The sequence below is a fragment of the Streptococcus mitis genome, assembly GCF_946188685.1.
Lineage (GTDB): Bacteria > Bacillota > Bacilli > Lactobacillales > Streptococcaceae > Streptococcus > Streptococcus mitis_CC.
The window spans coordinates 141,894-161,243 of record NZ_CAMHWH010000004.1 but is presented as its reverse complement, the minus strand read 5'-3'; the positions used below and the strand labels follow the sequence as shown (position 1 = coordinate 161,243).

The following is a 19,350-nucleotide window of genomic DNA, read 5'->3' as shown; positions in this document are numbered from 1 at the left end:
TGAGACAAACTGAACTCAACTTCTTTTTTAATATCATATAAGCAATGTTAGTCCTGCATCTGACGTTTTACCTGATAAGGTAGGTACAAGACTTGTAAAACCAAACCTGCACCCAGCAAGGCTAGAAGGGGCAGTTTTTCTTGGAAGGTAATCAACCCGACAACTAATTCCACTACTAAGACAAAACTGGTCAATCCTCGGACCACTGCCTGCAAGCCTTTTTCCTTTTGCCCCTTGTCCAGCGGAAAGAGTTGAGTCAAATACTGGTAGTCAAAGGCGTGATAGAGAGCCAGTAACTGGAAGAGCAAGAGGTAGTTAAAGAGAACCACCACTGCTGTCGCAATCCAAGCTTGCTCAATAAAGACCTGCGCCAACAAAGAAAGCAAGAGCAGACGGAGACTGAGAGCAAAGAGATCTCCATTTCGCAAATAAGAACGCAGATAGAGATTTTGCCAAATCTTCCCAGGCACCTTCTGAACAGCCTTTAGGATAAAGTCCAGATAGGCACGACGCTTGACGCTGTTTGAAATTCCCTTTACCTGCGTAAAGAGGGCAAAGAAACGAAGCAAGACTTGCTTACGCTTGCTTTCTTGGGAAATGACATAGTCCCAGTCCAGTCCAGTTTCCGTGAAAAATTTGCTGGCCTTTTGACGAAAGAGGAAATATTTACCTACTCCCAATAAAAGCACATAGACCAGAAAAACAGGCAAGCCATAGCCCATTGCTAAAAATAAAGGCGCAAATAATAGCAAGAAAAGGGTCTGGACAAAGAGCCAAAAGGCTAGAGAAATGCCAGTTTGACGCTTGAGATGGAATTTGATTTCCTCTTCTCCAACCAAGAGAAAGAGCTTGTCTGGAGCCTCCATATAGGTGGCAATTCCACCCCAAAGCAACAGTAAAACAAAGGTAATTCCTACAAACAAAAGGATAGGCCAATGATTTTCAGGAAAATGTTGTAAGAGTTGACTGTACTGGTAGGCTAGAAATCCCAGCAGAACAAGCAGGAACAAGACAAAGTGGTCATTGAGAACATAGCGCAGATAACCAAGACACTCCTTACGAAAAGCCTGCTTTCTCTTTAAAAACAAGTCTTTCATAGCTCCTCCTCTTTGGTCAGAGCCAAGTAAATATCATTCAAACTAGCCTCAGGCATATCAAAGGCTTCGCGCAGTTGCAGGAGATTCCCCTTGGCACGCACCTCTCCCTTGTGAAGAATGATAAAGGCATCACACATCTTCTCCGCTGAATCCAGCACGTGGGTACTCATGAGAATGGACTTGCCCTTTTGCTTTTCCACTTCCAAAAGCTGAATCAAGTCTGCAATAGCCAGCGGATCGAGCCCAAGGAAAGGCTCATCCACGATGAAGAGACTCGGATCCACCACAAAAGCACAGATAATCATGACCTTCTGCTTCATCCCTTTTGAAAAATGAACAGGGAACCAATCTAATTTCTGATCCAGACGGAACATTTTTAGCAAAGGTTCTACTCGCTCAAAAGCTACCTTTTGCTCAATACTATAAGCCATAGCAACCGTTTCGATATGCTCTCTGAGGGTCAATTCCTCATACAGACTAGGTGTCTCAGGAATGTAGCCAATTTGCTTACGGTAGCTCGTTGCATCTTCTTGAAGAGTAAGTCCATTGATATTGATAGAACCGCTATAAGGTGTCAACAGACCGATAATCTCATTAATAGTCGTCGATTTCCCAGCACCATTGAGACCAATCAAACCGACCAACTGCCCACTTTCAACAGTAAAGGACACATCTTTCAAGACAGGGACATGAACATAGCCACCTGTCAGGTTTTTAATTTCTAACATATTTTCTCCAAATCTGGTATAATGTAGCTATATTATATCAAAATTCAATACAGTAGAGGTAGATTTTATGTCAGATTGCATTTTTTGTAAAATCATTGCAGGGGAAATTCCTGCTTCAAAAGTATATGAAGATGAGCAGGTTCTTGCCTTTCTTGATATCTCTCAAGTGACACCAGGACACACCTTGGTCGTACCCAAAGAACACTATCGCAATCTTTTGGAAATGGACGCTACTAGCGCCAGCCAACTCTTTGCCCAAGTACCAAAAGTGGCTCAAAAAGTCATGAAAGCTACCAAGGCTGCTGGTATGAATATCATTGCCAACTGTGAAGAAATCGCTGGTCAAACAGTCTTTCATACCCACGTCCACCTCGTGCCTCGATTTAGTGCGGACGATGACCTCAAGATTGATTTTATCGCCCACGAACCAGACTTTGACAAACTTGCTCAAGTAGCTGAAACCATCAAAAACGCCTAAGGAGTTGCTATGAAATTATCCAATCTACTGCTATTTGTAGGAGCTGCAGCCGGAAGTTATCTGGTCACAAAAAATCGCCAAACCATCACAGATGAAGTCTTGAATACCACTGACCGCGTTCAAGCTATCAAGGACGATGTGGATATTATCCAAAACAGCCTGCAAATCATTGACCAGCAAAAAGAACTCATCAAGGAATACCAAGAAGACCTGACTTACAAGTTTAAGGTCTTGGAAAAAGATATCCAGACTAGACTAGCTGTGATCAAAGAAACACAGGAAATCGAAGATAAGTAAAAAGAGCCCAACGGCTCTTTTTTAAAAGGTAAACAAGTTATATTCCATCAACTATACATCATAATTTAGGCAACTCATTCACCATTTCACAACTAAATCGAAGACTTTCCGCCGTAATGAAAACACCTGAAACAGTTTGGTTTCAGGTGTCCGGAAACTTTGAGATCTAGGCTCAAAGTTTAGGTATGAAACTTCGAAGAAGGTCGCTACCGTCCTTCATTACTTAAGGAAAGTTTTAACAAATCTATAAACAAAAAGAGCCCAACGGCTCTTTTTGCTTTATTCTCCTTCAAAGGCATCTTTAATATGGTCAAAGAAGCCCTTTTTCTTTGGATTGACTTTCAAATCGCCTGCAGCTGCGAATTCTTTCAAAGCTGCTTTTTGGCGGTCGTTCAAGCCTGTCGGTGTTACGACATTAACTGTAACGTATTGGTCACCAACTGCACCACCACGAAGGCTCGGAGCTCCTTTGCCACGTAGACGGAATTTCTTACCAGTCTGAGTTCCCTCTGGGATAACCAATTCAACATCACCGTGAACCGTTGGGATATCAACTGTATCACCAAGAGCTGCTTGGACAAAGTTGAGGTTGAGATTGTAGAAGATAGTGGTTCCTTCACGTTCAAACTTGTCGCTAGCTTCCACAGAAACCACTACATACAAGTCACCATAAGGTCCACCGTTAAATCCAGCTTCACCTTGGCCTGCTAGGCGAATTTGTTGACCAGTTTCCACACCAGCAGGGATTTTGACATGTACGCTATGGGCTTGTTTTTCATGCCCTGTTCCGTGACAAGTTGTACATGGATCTTTAATTTCTTTTCCGCGACCGTGACAGACATCACAGGTCACTTGACGACGCATCATACCAAGCGGAGTTTGTGTATCAACGTTAATGACACCAGCTCCATGACAGCGTCCACAAGTGACTGGACTTGTTCCTGGCTTAGCACCTGAGCCATTACATGTACTACAGCTTGCTTCACGATTGTACTTAACCTCTTTTTCAGCTCCAAAAATAGCTTCTTCAAAGGTCAAATTCACACGGTATTGGAGGTCATCCCCCTGACGAGGAGCATTTGGATTGCGTGAAGCACCGCCTCCGCCGAAGAAACTTGAGAAGATATCTTCAAAACCACCGAAGCCTCCTGCCCCATCGAAACCGCCGAAACCACCAGCTCCACCAAAACCACCGTTGGCTCCAGCAGCACCATATTGGTCATAGGCAGCCCGTTTTTGGTCGTCACTCAAAGTCTCATAGGCTTCCTGAACTTCCTTGTACTTTTCCTCAGCACCAGGCTCCTTGTTGATATCTGGGTGGTATTTTTTCGAAAGCTTACGATAAGCCTTTTTGATCTCGTCTGCCGAAGCGTTTTTTGACACCCCCAGACGATCATAAAATTCAGTATTGTTCATAATTCAAGATACAAAGGGCGTCAAACGGACACAGCCAAAATAGGAGTTTTGACGACGGACGCTTGCGTCCTAGAAAAAACTATCTTTTTGACACAGTCCGTAGCCCGTGTTCAATTCCCTGAACACTCTTTGTTCCTTTCTATAATTTTTATGTAAATCTTTAGAGGCTGTTTTCTATACTCTGCTTCACTTGATCAAACTCTTCATCTGATAGAGTAAATATCAAATCCTCTTCAGCATACTCGTTCTGTTCTTTAAAATAGTTGTCCGTATTCTCTGCCAACCCTAAACCGAAAATCACTTTTCTTGCAAACTCTTGATGTGCAAAACCGATAGCCGTAATGATTTGTTTATCTTGGACAAGAACTTTCGGTTGGAAATTCTCACGTGGAAGAAATTCAAAATAGTCAAAGAAGTTTTGCCAAATTCCACCTGTAAATTTCGTGTCGTTCAACAAGCCTGCTTTCGCCAATAAAAGGGGCGCTGAAGAAATAGCTGCAATTAGGATATCTTGCTCATTAAGACTTCTCAAAAACGAGATCAATTTCTCATCTTGTAGAGCAGGACCTATATTTACCATTCCTGGCAAAATCACACAAGAATACTCTTCTATACGGATTTGATTCAATGTTTTCGTCGGTTGACAGGGCAAACCATCCTCAGAGACCACCATCGAATTCTCAGAAGCTACATAATCAATCGTGATATCAAAAGACAGAGCTAAAGTACTCGTTAAAGCGCTTATCTCATAAAGAGAAAAATTAGGATAAATGACACAAAGTACTTTTTTCATACGTAACATCCTCTATCTTATCGAAAAACAGAGGCTGGGTTGCAACCTCTGGATTTCTTCTTATACTCGCCTGATTCTCAAGCTCGGGATAAAATAGTCCACTGGACTATTTTATTTCTCCGTAAACTCTCCGTCTACGACGTCATCGCCTGCGTTTCCTGTTGCTTGTGCGCCTTCTGCTCCTGCTTGAGCTTGTTGCGCTGCTGCGGCTTGTTCGTAGAGTTTAACAGCAAGTCCTTGAGCTTTTTCGTTCAATGCTTCAAGTTTTGCTTTCATTTCGTCCAAGTTGTTGTCTTCTTGAGCTTTCTTAAGGTCATCAAGGGCAGCTTGGGCAGCGTCACGTTCTGCGTCGAATCCTTTGCCTTCAGTTTCCTTGATTGTCTTTTCAGTCGCAAAGATCGCTTGGTCTACTTCGTTACGAAGATCTACTTCTTCTTTACGTTTCTTATCTGCTTCAGCGTTAGCTTCTGCATCTTTCATCATACGGTCGATTTCTTCGTCAGTCAAACCTGAGTTCGATTGGATCACAATAGTTTGTTCTTTTTGAGTTCCAAGGTCTTTGGCCTTAACAGACACGATACCGTTCTTGTCGATGTCAAATGTTACTTCGATTTGAGGAATTCCACGAGGTGCAGCTGGGATATCTGTCAATTGGAAACGTCCAAGAGTCTTGTTATCTGCTGCCATTGGGCGTTCACCTTGAAGAACATGGATATCAACGGCTGGTTGGTTGTCTGCTGCAGTTGAGAAGACTTGTGATTTAGATGTTGGAATTGTTGTGTTACGGTCGATGAGTTTTGTGAAGACACCACCCATTGTTTCGATACCAAGTGACAATGGTGTTACATCAAGAAGGACAACGTCTTTGACATCACCAGTGATAACACCACCTTGGATGGCAGCACCCATAGCAACTACTTCGTCAGGGTTTACTGATTTGTTTGGTTCTTTACCAGTTTCAGCTTTAACAGCTTCTACAACGGCTGGGATACGAGTTGAACCACCAACAAGGATAACTTCGTCGATTTCTGACAAGCTCAAACCTGCATCTGAAAGGGCTTGACGAACTGGAACTTTTGTACGTTCTACAAGGTCACGAGTCAAATCGTCAAATTTCGCACGAGTCAAGGTCATTTCCAAGTGAAGAGGTCCAGCCTCACCTGCAGTGATAAATGGCAAGCTGATTTGAGTTGAAGTCACACCAGAAAGGTCTTTCTTCGCTTTTTCAGCTGCATCTTTCAAACGTTGCATTGCCATCTTGTCAGTAGACAAGTCAATACCGTTTTCTTTCTTGAATTCTGCCACCAAGTGGTCAATGATTTTTTGGTCAAAGTCGTCACCACCAAGTTTGTTGTCCCCTGCAGTTGACAATACGTCGAAGACACCGTCACCCAATTCAAGGATAGATACGTCGAATGTACCACCACCAAGGTCGAATACCAAGATTTTTTCTTCTTTATCAGTCTTGTCCAAACCGTAAGCAAGAGCGGCTGCAGTTGGTTCGTTGACAATACGTTCTACTTCAAGACCAGCGATTTTACCAGCGTCTTTTGTTGCTTGACGTTGAGCATCGTTGAAGTAAGCTGGAACTGTGATAACTGCTTTCGTTACTTTTTCGCCAAGGTAGTCTTCAGCGTAGCCTTTCAAGTATTGAAGAATCATAGCTGAAATTTCTTGTGGAGTGTATTCTTTTCCATTAGCAGAAACTTTTTCAGAAGTTCCCATCTTAGATTTGATAGAGATAACTGTATCTGGGTTTGTGACTGCTTGACGTTTTGCAGCATCACCAACGATGATTTCTCCGTTTTTGAATGATACTACAGATGGAGTTGTGCGGTTTCCTTCTGGGTTTGCGATGATTTTGCTTTCAGTTCCTTCAAGAACTGCTACTGCTGAGTTTGTTGTACCTAAGTCAATACCGATAATTTTAGACATGTGTTTTTCTCCTTAAATTTTAATTCGAGTTTTGATTTTTTGATATTTCCCTTAAGTGGGTGGGGACGTGAGCAACTCCCTTCGGGATTTCATCACTTATTTTTGAGCCTATTGTCTCAAAAATCCCCTGTTTCAGTAGCAGAAGCTACTGAAACTTTCACCACGGCGGGAAATATCTTCCTTGCAAGCCTCCGGCTTGCCTCTTATCTTTCTTCATAGTTTATTGTCGTTTCGGACAAATTTTGTCAAGTTTTCTAAACTAGTTATAGACCACTACCATTGCTGGGCGAAGGATGCGGTCATGGAGTTTGTAGCCTTTTTGGAAGACTTGGGCGATGGTATCTGCTGGGTGGTCATCGTCTGCTGGGAGAGTTTGGATCGCCATATGGTAGTTATGGTCAAATTCACCGTCAGCTGCGATTTCTTCGATTCCTTCTTCTTTCAAAGCGTGAATCAAGCTTTCTTGCACCATTTCCAAGCCCTTCTTCACATCATCTGTCAAACCTTCAACTGCGAGTGCACGCTCAAGGTTATCCAAAGAAGGGAGAATTGCTTTTGCCAAGTCCTGGCTACGGTAACGTTGCAAGTTTTGACGCTCTTCATTGGCACGGCGTTGGATATTTTGCATTTCTGCATGAGCGCGAAGGTATTTGTTTTCGAACTCATCTGCACGTTCATTTGCCAAGTCCAATTCAGACTTCTCAGGAGTTGTTTCTTCTACCGTTTCCACAACTTCCTCTTCTTGGACTTCTTCTACTTCTTCATTTTTTATATCTTGGGCCATTTTCGCCTCCTTTAATGATTTCAATCTTAATGTACTTCGTAATGATTACTGCTGAGGTAGCGGTAAAAATCTGTCAACTTCATGGTCAAAACACGGTTGACTACGTTGACTTGGTTGATTAGCTGTTGGTAATCCAGATTGACCGAACCGATAATGGCTAGAATTCCAACTCCCCGATAAGGAATGAGAAATTTACTACTAATCACCGCTAGGTCAGCTAGACAGGACTCTTGACTGTCCGCAACACGGACGTTTTGCATCTGATCTTCACGCAACCCCTCACGAATCTCCAGAGCCACCTTTTGCGGTTGGTCAAAGAACTGATAAGCTGCCAGATTGGCAAAATTCAAGAGATTAACCTTGCCAGCCACCACGATATTTTCGTTGAACATTTCCTTAAAGATGTGTTCAAAGAGATCAATGACATTATCCGTTGTTGTGAAGTAACGCTGGATAATCTGCGGAATCTCCGTCCGAATCTTGTAGTGAATATCTAGAACGGTGTGGCCGAGGAAACGTTCCTGAATGATGCTCTTCAGCTTCAGCAAGTCCTCCTGTAAGAAGTTCCTTGGAATCAGAAACTGACTGGTAACCGTTCGCGACTCGTCTAGGGTGAATACTGCCAAGGCTGTATGTTGCCCCAAAACGACGATATCAAAGGCTGTCAAACGTTGCCTGCTCGGCTCAACATCCAGTGCTACTACCGTACAGCCACTCAAGTCTGTCAGCAGGTTAGCAGCCTCTTGCAGAATATCCTCCAATTTGAAGAATTCCTGATCAAAGGCTTTGACAATCTCATAAACCTCATTTTCAGCCAGTCGGTCAAAATCCAGTGAGTGTTTTACATAGTACTGAAAACCAGCAACACTTGGCATCCGACCACTTGAAGTATGAGCCTTCTCAAGCAAACCTTGCTTTTCTAGAGCCGCCATGTCATTACGAATAGTTGCACTGCTAGAGTTAATAGACTCTTGCAAGGCTTTGGATCCGACAGGTTCGTGCGTTTTGGTAAAGATGTCAATAATGAGATTTAGAATATCCTGCTGACGCTCTGTAACCATCTCATCACTCCTCTCTGTCTGATCGATTAGCACTCAATACCCTCAAGTGCTAACTTATGATTCTATTATACACCCTTAGAAGAGAATGTCAAGATAAAAACTCAAAAAATTAGCACTCTTTTATCAAGAGTGCTAAAAATCAGTCTGAAGACCTAGAACCCTACCTTCCATCTACTCGGTATTTCCTTTTTAGTCTGAAATAACCATAAATTAGATAAGAAATCATAAAGGCATATAGAGCAAAAATGACAAAGAAAGATTGCGACAGTTCTTCTCTAAACGAACTCATACAAACAACAAGACCACCTGAGAAAGCAACTGTACATGAACGAAGTCTATTTCGCATAACTTCCCATCTGAGCCCCTTACTGATATAGACTTGATCCTCTGGAAGTAAATTAGAAGACGATTTACGAAGAATCGAACAAGAACCTGCTCCTATCAATTCCCAACCTCTATTTCTAAAATCTTGCAGTTCATACTTATACTTTTTAAGAAATCTAGAATCATAGATACAGTAGATAACATCGTCTGGTTGACATTGGTCAAAATAGAACAAACCAAAACGACTAGTTCTATACCTCCAACCTTTCAAATGCATCTCATGTAAATATTCTTCTTCCTTGTCCAAATCAACAATGGTGAAAATCCGGAATTGCTTTTTATTTATCATGACTTTCCCTCCAATTTTGAGCATGCCTCCCCTATCATAAATCTGATAATTCCTTCTTTTTATGCCATAACTTCCAGCTAATATAGGCAACTATTAACAAGAGGATTAAAGACAAGAAAATATCTAGCCCGACCGCAAGTAAACTCCATAGACCATACGCATTACTTCTATTGAGCAATTTAAGTAAGAATGGTATATGTATGGCTAGCAAAAGTAAAACAGGTACTAATCGCAGTCTTAAAATGCGATTAACCATAGCTAACTTCCCAGTAGCATCATTATAGATTTCAAATTCTGCATTCGATTCAATTTCAGAATATGCTTTTCTAAAATAGGAAAAACTATTAAAGTCTGTAATATGCTCCCAGCCACAGTCTTTAAACAGTTGTAAATAGGAGGTTCTCTCTGAGTTTTCCATTGGGTAAAAATCCAACTTATAAGACACTTGCTCAGGGTGACACTTTTCAAAGGTATACTTAACTGCAAACAATAAGATAGAGTAGCTTACTTTTCTAAGTTTCCAACCCTTAGCATGCATTTCTCTAAAGTATAGAGCCTCCCTCTCATAATCCGCAATTGTAAAAATTCGGTAAACAATTTTCTTTTCCATCACCCTTCCTCCCGACTATTTCTGTAGAGCCGTTCAATACGCTTCAATTCAATATCTAAGACTTTGCGTCCCAAGTCTGTAATCTGATAGATTTTCCGTTTTTCCTCTTCGCGGACAAAGGAAATCAAACCATCCTTTTCCATCTTTGACAAGGTTCCATACATAGTTCCAGGACTAATCGAAACTTGCAAATCTGTCATCTCCTTGACCTTTTGCGTAATACTGTACCCATGACCTTCCTTTTGCAGACAGAACAAGATATAAAAACCCGTTTCCGTCATCGGAAGATAAACTCGACGAATCTTATCCGTTAATTCCATTTATAACCACCTTCTATTCAGTTCAATATATCGCACCTCGTTATATAAAATATATCACATCTCGATATAAAACACAAGAAAAAAGACCACCCTCAGGCAATCTTTCTTCTATATTAGTAAAGATCTAAATAGTTATCAATTTCCCATTGTGAAACGAAGGTTGCATAACTTGCCCATTCGATTCGCTTGGCTTCAAGAAAACTAGTATAGATATGTTCTCCAAGAGCCGCTATGACAACTTCATCTTCTGTCAAAGCTTTCAAAGCGTTGTGAAGGGTTGATGGAAGGTCTGTAATACCAGCTTCCTTACGCTCTTCTGCTGTCATGATGTAGATATTTTCTTCGATAGGAGCTGGTGCTTCGATTTTATTTTCAATACCATGCAAACCAACCTCCAAAAGAACAGCCATAGCGATATATGGGTTTGCCATCGGATCCACTGAACGCAACTCAAGACGAGTTCCCATACCACGTGAAGCAGGCACGCGCACAAGTGGTGAACGGTTACGACCAGCCCAAGCAATGTAAACAGGCGCTTCATAACCTGGAACCAAACGTTTGTATGAGTTAACCGTTGGGTTCATAATGGCAGTATAGTTGTAGGCATGCTTGATCAAACCGCCAAGGAAATGGTAGGCCGTTTCTGACAACTGCATTCCTTTTGGATCATTTGGATCAAAGAAGGCATTGTTTCCTTCTGCATCAAACAAGGACATATTACAGTGCATACCTGATCCGGCAATACCAAATTTTGGTTTGGCCATAAAGGTTGCGTAAAGACCATGTTTGCGAGCAATGGTTTTAACAACGAGTTTAAAGATTTGAATCTTATCACAAGCACGGAGAACTTCATCGTACTTAAAGTCAATCTCATGTTGTCCAACCGCAACCTCATGGTGACTTGCTTCTACTTCAAATCCCATTTTGGTCAAGACATTGACAATCTCACGACGTGTATTGTCCGCAAGGTCAGTAGGCGCCAAATCAAAGTAGCCACCCTTGTCATTTACTTCAAGTGTTGGGTCTCCATTTTCATCAAGTTTAAATAGGAAGAATTCTGGTTCTGGTCCAAGGTTGAAGGACTTGAATCCCACTTCTTCCATGTGACGAAGAGCACGTTTCAAATTGCCACGAGGATCACCTGCAAATGGCTCACCTTCTGTTGTATAGACATCACAGATCAAACCTGCAACACTTCCATTTTCATCTCCCCAAGGGAAGACTGTCCATGTATCCAAGTCAGGGTACAAGTACATATCTGACTCATTGATACGTACAAAACCTTCAATAGAAGATCCATCAAACATAGCCTTATTTGACAAGACTTTATCTAACTGTTCATCTGTAGCAGGAATTTCGACGTTTTTCATGGTTCCCAAAATATCTGAGAACATGAGACGAATAAAGGTAACATTTTTTTCCTTGACTTCACGACGAATATCTGCAGCTGTGATTGGCATGAGTTTTCTCCTTAATGTATAACTACTTGCGGTTGCCTAACCGCGACCAAAAGGTGACCGTACTGAAGCAAAGCGACCCTGTTGGAGGAGTTCATTATGAAGTGCACGACGCACCTCAGTCTGACTCACCGCTTTCTTGGATTTCGCTTCACGTTCAGCATATTTTTTCTTGATGGCAGCGATATTATAACCTTCAGAGATATAATCTTTGATTTCAAGCAGACGATCCATGTCATTCAAGGAATACATGCGACGGTTCCCTTCGTTTCGATCAGGCTTAATCAACTCTTGATCTTCATAATAACGAATCTGACGCGCCGATAGGTCGGTCAACTTCATAACACTGCCGATAGGAAAAACAGCCATATTTCGGCGAAATTCTTTTTCCTTCATTTACAATTTCCTTCTTTCTGTCTATTATAGTCTAAAAAAAGACAAACGTCAATTGATAATGTTATAAAATGTAACATTATTTTTCTTTTTTCTCTAAAATGAGCCGAATACGATCAATATCGTAATTTACGAGAATTGCGACAAAAACTCCCATGAAAGTTTCCGATACACGCGCAAATACGTACAAAATCGTTTCACCGCTCGGAATCGATAGGGTAATGATTAACATAGCTGCTACACCACCAATAACACCTGCTTTGTTATTCATGGCTACATTTGTCATAATGGTTAACATGGTGCAGATTGGAACAACAACCAAGGTCACCCAAAAAGCTTCGTGGAAAAAGGTATTTAATAGGAAGAAGAGAAGGGCATAGAGGCCACCGATACTATTTCCTAAAATACGCGAAGTCCCAAAATGAACACTCTTATCAAAACTCTCCCTCAGGCTAAACACAGCTGTCAAAGCACCAATTTGAAGACCTTTCCAGCCAAAAAAGCCAAAAATCAAGAGAACTAGAAAAACAGCAATACCTGTTTTAAAGGTTCGCATACCAAGTTTAAACTGGGATTTATCGAATTTATATTTTTTAAAATAACTCATAATCTCAACTTTCTATTTCCATTTTATCATAAATCGGTGATTTTTATGAGTAATAGTTGAGAGGAAGCGTTTTTATTTTAAGCAAAAGAAAAGAGGAACTTTCATTCCTCTCTTCTTTGATTGTTTATAAAATCTTATTTTTCTGTCAAGGCTGCAAGTCCTGGAAGAACTTTACCTTCAAGAAGTTCCATTGATGCTCCACCACCAGTAGAGATCCATGAGAATTTGTCTGCACGTCCAAGGTTGATCGCTGCAGCAGCTGAGTCACCACCACCGATGATTGATTTAACGCCTGGTTGTTTTACGATAGCGTCCATCACACCGATTGTACCAGCTTGGAAGTCAGGGTTTTCAAACACACCCATAGGTCCGTTCCATACAACTGTTTTGGCACCAGTCAAAGCTTCGTCAAATTTGGCGATAGATTTTGAACCGATGTCAAGACCAAGGAAGCCTTCAGAAACTGCTTCACCTTCAGTGTCACGCACTTCAGTGTAACCAGCAAATGCGTTAGCTTCTTTTGAGTCAACTGGCAAGATCAATTTACCGTTTGCTTTTTCAAGAAGAGCTTTCGCAACATCCAATTTGTCTTCTTCTACAAGTGAGTTACCGATTTCGATACCTTGTGCTTTGTAGAATGTGTAAGTCATACCACCACCGATAAGGACTTTATCAGCTTTTTCAAGCAAGTTTTCGATAACACCGATCTTGTCTGAAACTTTTGAACCACCAAGGATAGCCACGAATGGACGTTCTGGAGTTTCAACTGCTTCTTGGATGTAGGCAATTTCGTTTTCAAGAAGGAAACCAGCAACTGCTTTTTCAACGTTTGCTGAGATACCAACGTTAGATGCGTGTGCACGGTGAGCTGTACCGAATGCATCGTTTACGAAGATACCATCTCCAAGTGATGCCCAGTATTTACCAAGTTCAGGATCGTTTTTAGATTCTTTCTTGCCGTCAACATCTTCGTAACGAGTGTTTTCAACCAAAAGAACTTGTCCATCTTCAAGAGCGTTGATAGCTGCTTCCAATTCAGCACCACGAGTGACACCTGGGAAAACAACATCTTGACCAAGTTTTGCTGCCAAGTCTGCCGCTACAGGAGCAAGTGATTTACCAGCTTTATCAGCTTCTTCTTTCACACGTCCAAGGTGAGAGAAAAGAATTGCACGTCCACCTTGTTCGATGATGTACTTAATAGTTGGAAGAGCTGCTGTGATACGGTTGTCGTTAGTGATTACGCCATCTTTCAATGGTACGTTGAAGTCAACACGAACGAGGACTTTTTTACCTTTCAAGTCAACGTCTTTAACAGTAAGTTTTGCCATGTTACAAAAACCCCTTTATTTATTTTATTCGAAACTATTATATCACACTTTGGAAATATAAGGAAAGATTTCACAAGATTTTTCGATATTTAATCTTCATCTTCTTTTTTCTGTTTCAATGTCAAGGCTAAACTAGCAAGACCAAGGCTTACCAATCCTGCTATTAGGGCTTCATTGGCATCAGCAGTTCCTGTATTTGGCAATTGTTTGCTTGCTTCTTCTGATTTAACTGCTGTATTTTGGGCTGGTTTTTCTTGTGTAGGCGCTACTGCTGGTTCAGTTTTTACTTTTGTTCCAATTTCAACAATTTCTGGAATCGCCTCTTGGATGACTTCTGTTGAACGAAGACGACGCTGACCGTTTTCATCAACTTCAAAGACATGTCTCAACAGACCATCTCGTCCTTGTATGATGACTCGTTGTTCCCCAACTAGCATATCAGCATTTTCATGCTCTTGACGGTCAAAGGCAACCTTTTCCTCTTGAACTTCCAATTTAGGAGCCTTTTGTTGATCAGAAGCCGCTTGATTAGTAGGTTTTGGAAGGTCTGTGTTTTGTGGTGCTGGATTGGCAGGAATGAGACCAGTACCTACTTCTACGATTTCAGGGCTTGCTTCTTTCAAAACTTCTGTAGCGCGAAGCGTACGATTGCCTTGACTATCTACTTCAATCAAGCGACGAATTTGTCCCTCAACTCCTGCTTGGACAAGTTGACGTTGACCGACTGGGAGATTTGGATTGGGACGTTCTTGGTGTTCGAAGGCAATACTTGTCTCTTCAATTTCTAATTTTGGAGTATCCACAACCAAATTCTTGACACCTTCAGTTGGTTCCTTGCTTGAAATAACTTTTTCTACTGGTTTAGCAGGTTGTGGTTTTTCAGCAGATTCATAAACAAAGGCATAATGAGTAAAGTGTGGCGCTGTAAAGATGACATGACTATCCGTTTGTTCAAAAGCCAATTCTACTGCCTCTTTGCCTTCAGGCAAGAAGAAGACTTTCTTCACTTTCTTATCTTTTTCAATTGGAATTTTCACAATAGATGCGTAAGAGAGATCAACGTCTTGACCTTTTTCATCTAGACCTTCTATTTCAAAGACATGTGCATCTTCTCCAGCAAAGTATTTCTTCTCTTCAGCACTTGCTTGAACACGCTCTACTTTCAAGCCCTTGATGATAGTCTTCTCTTTATTTGAGAAGTGTACTTCAACACCTGTTTTACTATCAGAAAAGACTGCTGGTTTGTCTTCTTTCAATAGGGCAACCAGATCTTTTAGACTCTGTTTCGCTGTCGCAAGCTCTTCTGGACTCAAATCTACTTTTTCAACCAAGGCCTTGTTTTTCTCAAGAAGCGGAGTTAGGGCAGAACCTGAAGGATGGTTTGGTTTGGCAGCCAAGAGTTCTTTAGCCTCACCTGTTAAGCGATCAAGTTCTGTCTTATCTTCCGTAAATTTCTCTTGACCATTCAGAGCTTTATGAGCTTCTGTCAATTTATTAAGTCGGTCATTGACTTGATCTTGGGTGCTAGTTTCATGGTCTTTCAACACTTGTTCCGCCGCTTCAATTGCTTTCAAGAAGGCTTCTTTTACTTCTGGTGAAGCAAAGTTATAGACCACCTTGTTCTTAGCCGCTTCAACTTCTGCTAATTTTTGTTTAAGGTACTCATCGTTCAATGCTGCTTTTGGAGATACCAAAACATCAAAGTTGACTTCATGTCCTTGGTAACGAAGCGTCAAGGTTTGACGACCAGTCTTTTGAGCATCGTAACCAGAAATTTCAACTCCCTCATCAGTAAAGGAATGTTCTTCCATGGTGTCATTACTATAAGCCACTGCAAAGCGTCCTTCAGACAAGTCTAAGCTATCACCAACTAGGTAATCTTTTTTGGGTTCCTGACTTACTTCAATTCCCAAAATAGTTTTCGGACTTGCTTCATCTTGACTAGTAACAGTCACTGATAAATTAGCATGTACCGGTTGCCCCAAATATTGTAAAGTAAGATTTTGTTCTCCCTTATGATGCGTATCAAAACCGGATACTGATACACCCGCGTGAGTTAGGCGAATAAGTTCGTCCTCAGCTCCACCTTCATACTGAACTCGAAGAACACCACCTCTAAGGTCCAAATCCTCCCCTTCGGCGTAGCTTGTTTTCTTAGGTCCTGTTTCTAGGCTGACTGACTTGATTCTTCTGTCATCTTTTGGAACGGAAACTGCTAGGACATTACTAATTTCCTTGCCTGGCAACTGGGTACGATAGTAAAGAAGACCAGATTGATTTGTCAAATCCAATGGTGAACTTGCTAGGTCTCCTCCAACTTCGCTCTTCAAGGTTGCAAGCGGAGTTTGAGAATTTGGATTATCATAAACGGTAATGGTTGCTCCGGCCGGTACATCCGCAAAGCCAACTTGTACCTTGTTATTGCCTAGAGAACGGGCTGCAGCCTTGGCCATCGGAATATTGACACTCTCAGTATCAAGCTTTTCATACATTTTCCAGTTATAGATACGAATAGCCTTCCATGGTGTTCCATTGTCAGAAGTGACAACATTCAAGCGCCAATCTTGAGCTGTGATTGGCTTATCAAGGGTAATATCTGTAACATGGGCTTTATTGCCACGGACTTCCTTAGCCAACTTCCATTGACCATCCGCATCTTTATAATAGAGGTCAAAGTCTTTGGTATTCATCAAACCATCGTTTACAGATTCTCCACCAGCTCCAGCATGGTCCATCACCCATCTAACAACTGTACGTGGCTGGGTCAAACGAATATCCACACTACCACTTAACTGTCCAGAAGACCACTTGTCTGAAAGACTGGTAATGGTACCATTCAACATGCCTTCGATGCCTTCCCCACCTTCTGTTTTAGGGAAGGTACTATCAATAACTGTTGCACCTGGTACGATATTTTCAGCTAATGGTTTTGGTAGGCTAGTATCTTTTACAGTCATGCCCCAATCAAAGGTTGTTGTTGCAGCTTCTGAACGAACCCCATTTTTACCAACGGCTACAACCTTCAGTTCTTGAGTTGTACCTTGAGCACTTGCTGAGCGGCTAACTTTTGGTAGATAAATAGTTGTAGAAGATGAGCCAGTTAGTAATTTCCAGCTGTCTCCATCTTTTTCGTAAACTTCATAGAAATCTGCATCCTTGTTGCCTTTAAATTGTACAACTGCTTCCGCTTCTTGGGCATTTTTAAGGACTTGTTTGGCTACAGCTACTGTGGTTGGTGCCTGAGGAGCATCTTGATTATTGCTGATGGTCAATTGCCCCAGGTTAAATTGATAACCTTTTAAGCCTTTATCATTTTCAAAATAGAGTTTAATACCGTAAATTGTTTTACCTGCCAAGGAACTCAAATCAAAATCATTGGTAGTCCAGTCATCTGAAACTGTTAATTCTTTACGGGCAGCTTCATCACCGTAGGTATAATCTTTCTTGGTTGCAAATTCTACATAAACCTTGGTCCCTTTGCCTCCTTTGTGGGCAACATGCAATTTGGTTGTATCTGTCACCTTCAAGCGAGTAGAGTACAAATTCACATCTTGCTTGGTCGCACCTGAAAGATCCCCTGCAAATTTGAGAGAAGTTCCACCATTATAAGCATCTTCAAAATCATAGCTTGCTTTCAACTTATCGCCAGTTGATTTTTGCCACCAGCGCCATGTTGGAAGAACACCTGAAACTGAACGGTAATTCCACTCAGAATCCTTAGAAACCTTACCATCTACGAACCATTTTCTACCATGACCTGTATTAAAAGAAGTAGTAAAAGTATTACCTACTGCTGGCGTACGGTCAGCAACTAGGTTAGCAATCCCATACCAATCTTTATCACCTGGTTTTTGGCCAGTAGGATCACCTTGATAACCTGTAAAGAAGATATCTTCATTCTTATGATAATCTTCACCAGTTTTTCCTAAACTTGTAATGGTATCTGGGGCGAATAAACCAAGAGAAAGGCGTAATTTCCCATTTTCATCTAAAATGTCATTCCATTTGACCTTGGTCTTGTAGGAACCACCCTGTTGCAATTCCAAACCTGCAAATACGTCATAAGGATTACGGCCAATCCAGTTGGCAGTTGTAATAGTGTAATCATTCTTAGCCTTATCCCAGTTAAAGTTAGCAAAGAAGTTATCTGCTGGAACCTTATCTCCTTCTGGTTGCATGAATTGGTAGTTGTATTCTCCCAAACCATCTTGGTGGTAACGTCCATAGTTATAAGTCATGGCATCGTACCAAGAATACTTGATTGGATGGTTTACCTTAGCAGCATATTCCTTGGTATAGAGCATAAACTGGCGCATCTTTTCTCCAAGAGGTTCAACCAAATCCCCAGTTGTTTCCTGGTTAATGAAATAGCCATCATAGCCATAATACTTGGCCATATCCACCAATTTACGGGCAATTGGGAAGCTACCATCTGGGTCTTGCTTCAAAGCTTCAGCGAATTTTTCTTGATCTGCAATACTATTAGACCAGTTGAAGAAGAGTGTACCGTATACAGGAACCCCGTTACGGTGACCTGCATCAATAACGTCAGGCGTTGGTACGAGACCTTCCCAGAAGACCATTGAATCTAGATATTGCCAATAGTCAAAAGCATAGGCCTTGAACTCTTCTCCACCAACAGAAGCATGGTCTTTTGCTTTAGAATTGGTGTTGGATAGAGCTTGAACTTTTGCTTCCTTGCTAGCTTTTTCATTGACCAAATGACCTGTCCGACGTGGAGCGAGGGCAACAGAGCCGCGGTTGATGGCATCATCTTCACGAGCACCGGGTTCCCATTTCAACAATTCTTCCCAAGAATTAAATTTGATTTCCTTTGGTTTTAATGTTTTTTCTGTATTTTTAGGGACATCTGGCTGGACTTCTTTTTCAATCTTATTAGCTTCTGCTGCTGGCTTAGACTCATCTCCTTGGCTAGTTGCTTCAGGCTTTGCTTCTATTTCCTTGTCAGACTTAGGTTTTGCTTCTACAGATGATGTTTCTGCAGCCACCTCACTTGGTTTTTCCTCTGGTTTAGCTGCGCTAGCTGCTTCTGTGGTTTCAGTAGTCGCAGCTTCATTGCTTGCTGGCGAAGCAGTTTCAGATACTGTCGCTACTCCTTCTTCCTTTTCTAACTTATTTTCTCTAGCATGTTCTCCTTCATGCTGCTTGTCAGCTTCATTAGTTGGATGCTCACTCTCTCCTGAAACAAGCGCTGTATTGGCTCCCTTATTTTCAGGAACTGCAGTTTCTTCTGCCAAGGCTGGACCAGCAAATAAAACAGCCCCAATCATCAGCGAGCAGGCTCCTACTGATAACTTACGAATACTGTAACGACAACGTCTTTCAAAAAATGGATTCTTCATTTTCTCC

16 protein-coding genes and 2 pseudogenes are annotated in these 19,350 nt (G+C 41.5%); 2 read left to right on the top strand and 16 right to left on the bottom strand.

The annotated features are described in order from the left end of the window. Positions 1-47: 47 nt before the first annotated feature. Both N8N51_RS05455 and N8N51_RS05450 read right to left on the bottom strand, forming a co-directional pair. Positions 48-1,097: an ABC transporter permease gene (locus N8N51_RS05455; protein ID WP_261103764.1), complete on the bottom strand. Its 1,050-nt coding sequence runs from the start codon at positions 1,095-1,097 to the stop codon at positions 48-50. Next, a complete protein-coding gene (locus tag N8N51_RS05450) occupies positions 1,094-1,825 on the bottom strand; it encodes an ABC transporter ATP-binding protein (protein ID WP_261100319.1) in 732 nt (243 codons plus the stop codon). Before N8N51_RS05450 ends, N8N51_RS05455 begins: the two co-directional genes overlap by 4 nt. Before the next feature lie 67 nt (positions 1,826-1,892). Between N8N51_RS05450 and N8N51_RS05445 the strand changes: the two genes are divergently transcribed. Further along, positions 1,893-2,303 carry an HIT family protein gene (locus tag N8N51_RS05445; RefSeq protein WP_261056507.1) on the top strand — a complete coding sequence of 137 codons (411 nt, stop codon included), beginning with the start codon at positions 1,893-1,895 and terminating at the stop codon, positions 2,301-2,303. A gap of 9 nt (positions 2,304-2,312) precedes the next feature. Then, entirely contained in the window at positions 2,313-2,600 is a 288-nt protein-coding gene (locus tag N8N51_RS05440; RefSeq protein WP_112444468.1) for a hypothetical protein, read from the top strand. Positions 2,601-2,879: 279 nt separating this feature from the next. Here N8N51_RS05440 and dnaJ read toward each other — a convergent pair whose 3' ends face one another. The 14 genes and pseudogenes from dnaJ to N8N51_RS05375 form a co-directional block, all read right to left on the bottom strand. Continuing rightward, a complete protein-coding gene (gene dnaJ, locus N8N51_RS05435; RefSeq protein ID WP_001066308.1) occupies positions 2,880-4,016 on the bottom strand; it encodes a molecular chaperone DnaJ in 1,137 nt (378 codons plus the stop codon). Positions 4,017-4,176: 160 nt separating this feature from the next. Continuing rightward, on the bottom strand, positions 4,177-4,809 hold the full coding sequence (locus N8N51_RS05430; protein ID WP_153199240.1) for a DJ-1/PfpI family protein: 633 nt from the start codon (positions 4,807-4,809) through the stop codon (positions 4,177-4,179). A 111-nt stretch (positions 4,810-4,920) separates the two neighbouring features. Continuing rightward, positions 4,921-6,744, bottom strand: a complete 1,824-nt coding sequence (gene dnaK, locus N8N51_RS05425) for a molecular chaperone DnaK (protein ID WP_000034667.1) — start codon at positions 6,742-6,744, stop codon at positions 4,921-4,923. 259 nt (positions 6,745-7,003) lie between these two features. Then, a complete protein-coding gene (grpE, locus tag N8N51_RS05420) occupies positions 7,004-7,528 on the bottom strand; it encodes a nucleotide exchange factor GrpE (protein WP_004261014.1) in 525 nt (174 codons plus the stop codon). A 26-nt stretch (positions 7,529-7,554) separates the two neighbouring features. Further along, positions 7,555-8,589, bottom strand: coding sequence for a heat-inducible transcriptional repressor HrcA (gene hrcA, locus N8N51_RS05415; RefSeq protein WP_261056506.1), 1,035 nt, complete (start codon positions 8,587-8,589; stop codon positions 7,555-7,557). Positions 8,590-8,749: 160 nt separating this feature from the next. Then, positions 8,750-9,262, bottom strand: a complete 513-nt coding sequence (locus N8N51_RS05410) for a DUF2812 domain-containing protein (RefSeq protein ID WP_261103763.1) — start codon at positions 9,260-9,262, stop codon at positions 8,750-8,752. Positions 9,263-9,296: 34 nt separating this feature from the next. Further along, on the bottom strand, positions 9,297-9,872 hold the full coding sequence (locus N8N51_RS05405; RefSeq protein WP_261103762.1) for a DUF2812 domain-containing protein: 576 nt from the start codon (positions 9,870-9,872) through the stop codon (positions 9,297-9,299). Next, entirely contained in the window at positions 9,872-10,192 is a 321-nt protein-coding gene (locus N8N51_RS05400) for a PadR family transcriptional regulator (RefSeq protein ID WP_031233152.1), read from the bottom strand. The genes N8N51_RS05405 and N8N51_RS05400 overlap by 1 nt, the downstream gene beginning before the upstream one ends. A gap of 113 nt (positions 10,193-10,305) precedes the next feature. Continuing rightward, complete coding sequence (gene glnA, locus N8N51_RS05395) at positions 10,306-11,652, bottom strand: type I glutamate--ammonia ligase (protein ID WP_049501990.1); 1,347 nt, start codon at positions 11,650-11,652, stop codon at positions 10,306-10,308. Positions 11,653-11,688: 36 nt separating this feature from the next. Beyond that, positions 11,689-12,045, bottom strand: a complete 357-nt coding sequence (gene glnR, locus N8N51_RS05390) for a transcriptional repressor GlnR (protein ID WP_000659548.1) — start codon at positions 12,043-12,045, stop codon at positions 11,689-11,691. Positions 12,046-12,121: 76 nt separating this feature from the next. Continuing rightward, positions 12,122-12,649, bottom strand: a complete 528-nt coding sequence (locus tag N8N51_RS05385) for an FUSC family protein (RefSeq protein WP_049515975.1) — start codon at positions 12,647-12,649, stop codon at positions 12,122-12,124. Between the two features lie 134 nt (positions 12,650-12,783). Beyond that, positions 12,784-13,980 (bottom strand): phosphoglycerate kinase, encoded by a 1,197-nt coding sequence (locus tag N8N51_RS05380; RefSeq protein WP_001096746.1) that lies wholly within the window; start codon positions 13,978-13,980, stop codon positions 12,784-12,786. Positions 13,981-14,069: 89 nt separating this feature from the next. Next, a pseudogene (locus N8N51_RS10560) lies at positions 14,070-14,555 on the bottom strand (LPXTG cell wall anchor domain-containing protein); the annotation flags it as partial. 9 nt (positions 14,556-14,564) lie between these two features. Next, positions 14,565-19,343: pseudogene (locus tag N8N51_RS05375) on the bottom strand (endo-beta-N-acetylglucosaminidase); the annotation flags it as partial. Positions 19,344-19,350 lie beyond the last annotated feature (7 nt).

Bases quoted from the DNA above. Each gene is read 5' to 3' on its own strand.
- N8N51_RS05455 (WP_261103764.1), bottom strand. From the start codon at position 1,097: ATGAAAGACTTGTTTTTAAAGAGAAAGCAGGCTTTTCGTAAGGAGTGT.
- N8N51_RS05450 (WP_261100319.1), bottom strand. From the start codon at position 1,825: ATGTTAGAAATTAAAAACCTGACAGGTGGCTATGTTCATGTCCCTGTC.
- N8N51_RS05445 (WP_261056507.1), top strand. From the start codon at position 1,893: ATGTCAGATTGCATTTTTTGTAAAATCATTGCAGGGGAAATTCCTGCT.
- N8N51_RS05440 (WP_112444468.1), top strand. From the start codon at position 2,313: ATGAAATTATCCAATCTACTGCTATTTGTAGGAGCTGCAGCCGGAAGT.
- dnaJ (WP_001066308.1), bottom strand. From the start codon at position 4,016: ATGAACAATACTGAATTTTATGATCGTCTGGGGGTGTCAAAAAACGCT.
- N8N51_RS05430 (WP_153199240.1), bottom strand. From the start codon at position 4,809: ATGAAAAAAGTACTTTGTGTCATTTATCCTAATTTTTCTCTTTATGAG.
- dnaK (WP_000034667.1), bottom strand. From the start codon at position 6,744: ATGTCTAAAATTATCGGTATTGACTTAGGTACAACAAACTCAGCAGTA.
- grpE (WP_004261014.1), bottom strand. From the start codon at position 7,528: ATGGCCCAAGATATAAAAAATGAAGAAGTAGAAGAAGTCCAAGAAGAG.
- hrcA (WP_261056506.1), bottom strand. From the start codon at position 8,589: ATGGTTACAGAGCGTCAGCAGGATATTCTAAATCTCATTATTGACATC.
- N8N51_RS05410 (WP_261103763.1), bottom strand. From the start codon at position 9,262: ATGATAAATAAAAAGCAATTCCGGATTTTCACCATTGTTGATTTGGAC.
- N8N51_RS05405 (WP_261103762.1), bottom strand. From the start codon at position 9,872: ATGGAAAAGAAAATTGTTTACCGAATTTTTACAATTGCGGATTATGAG.
- N8N51_RS05400 (WP_031233152.1), bottom strand. From the start codon at position 10,192: ATGGAATTAACGGATAAGATTCGTCGAGTTTATCTTCCGATGACGGAA.
- glnA (WP_049501990.1), bottom strand. From the start codon at position 11,652: ATGCCAATCACAGCTGCAGATATTCGTCGTGAAGTCAAGGAAAAAAAT.
- glnR (WP_000659548.1), bottom strand. From the start codon at position 12,045: ATGAAGGAAAAAGAATTTCGCCGAAATATGGCTGTTTTTCCTATCGGC.
- N8N51_RS05385 (WP_049515975.1), bottom strand. From the start codon at position 12,649: ATGAGTTATTTTAAAAAATATAAATTCGATAAATCCCAGTTTAAACTT.
- N8N51_RS05380 (WP_001096746.1), bottom strand. From the start codon at position 13,980: ATGGCAAAACTTACTGTTAAAGACGTTGACTTGAAAGGTAAAAAAGTC.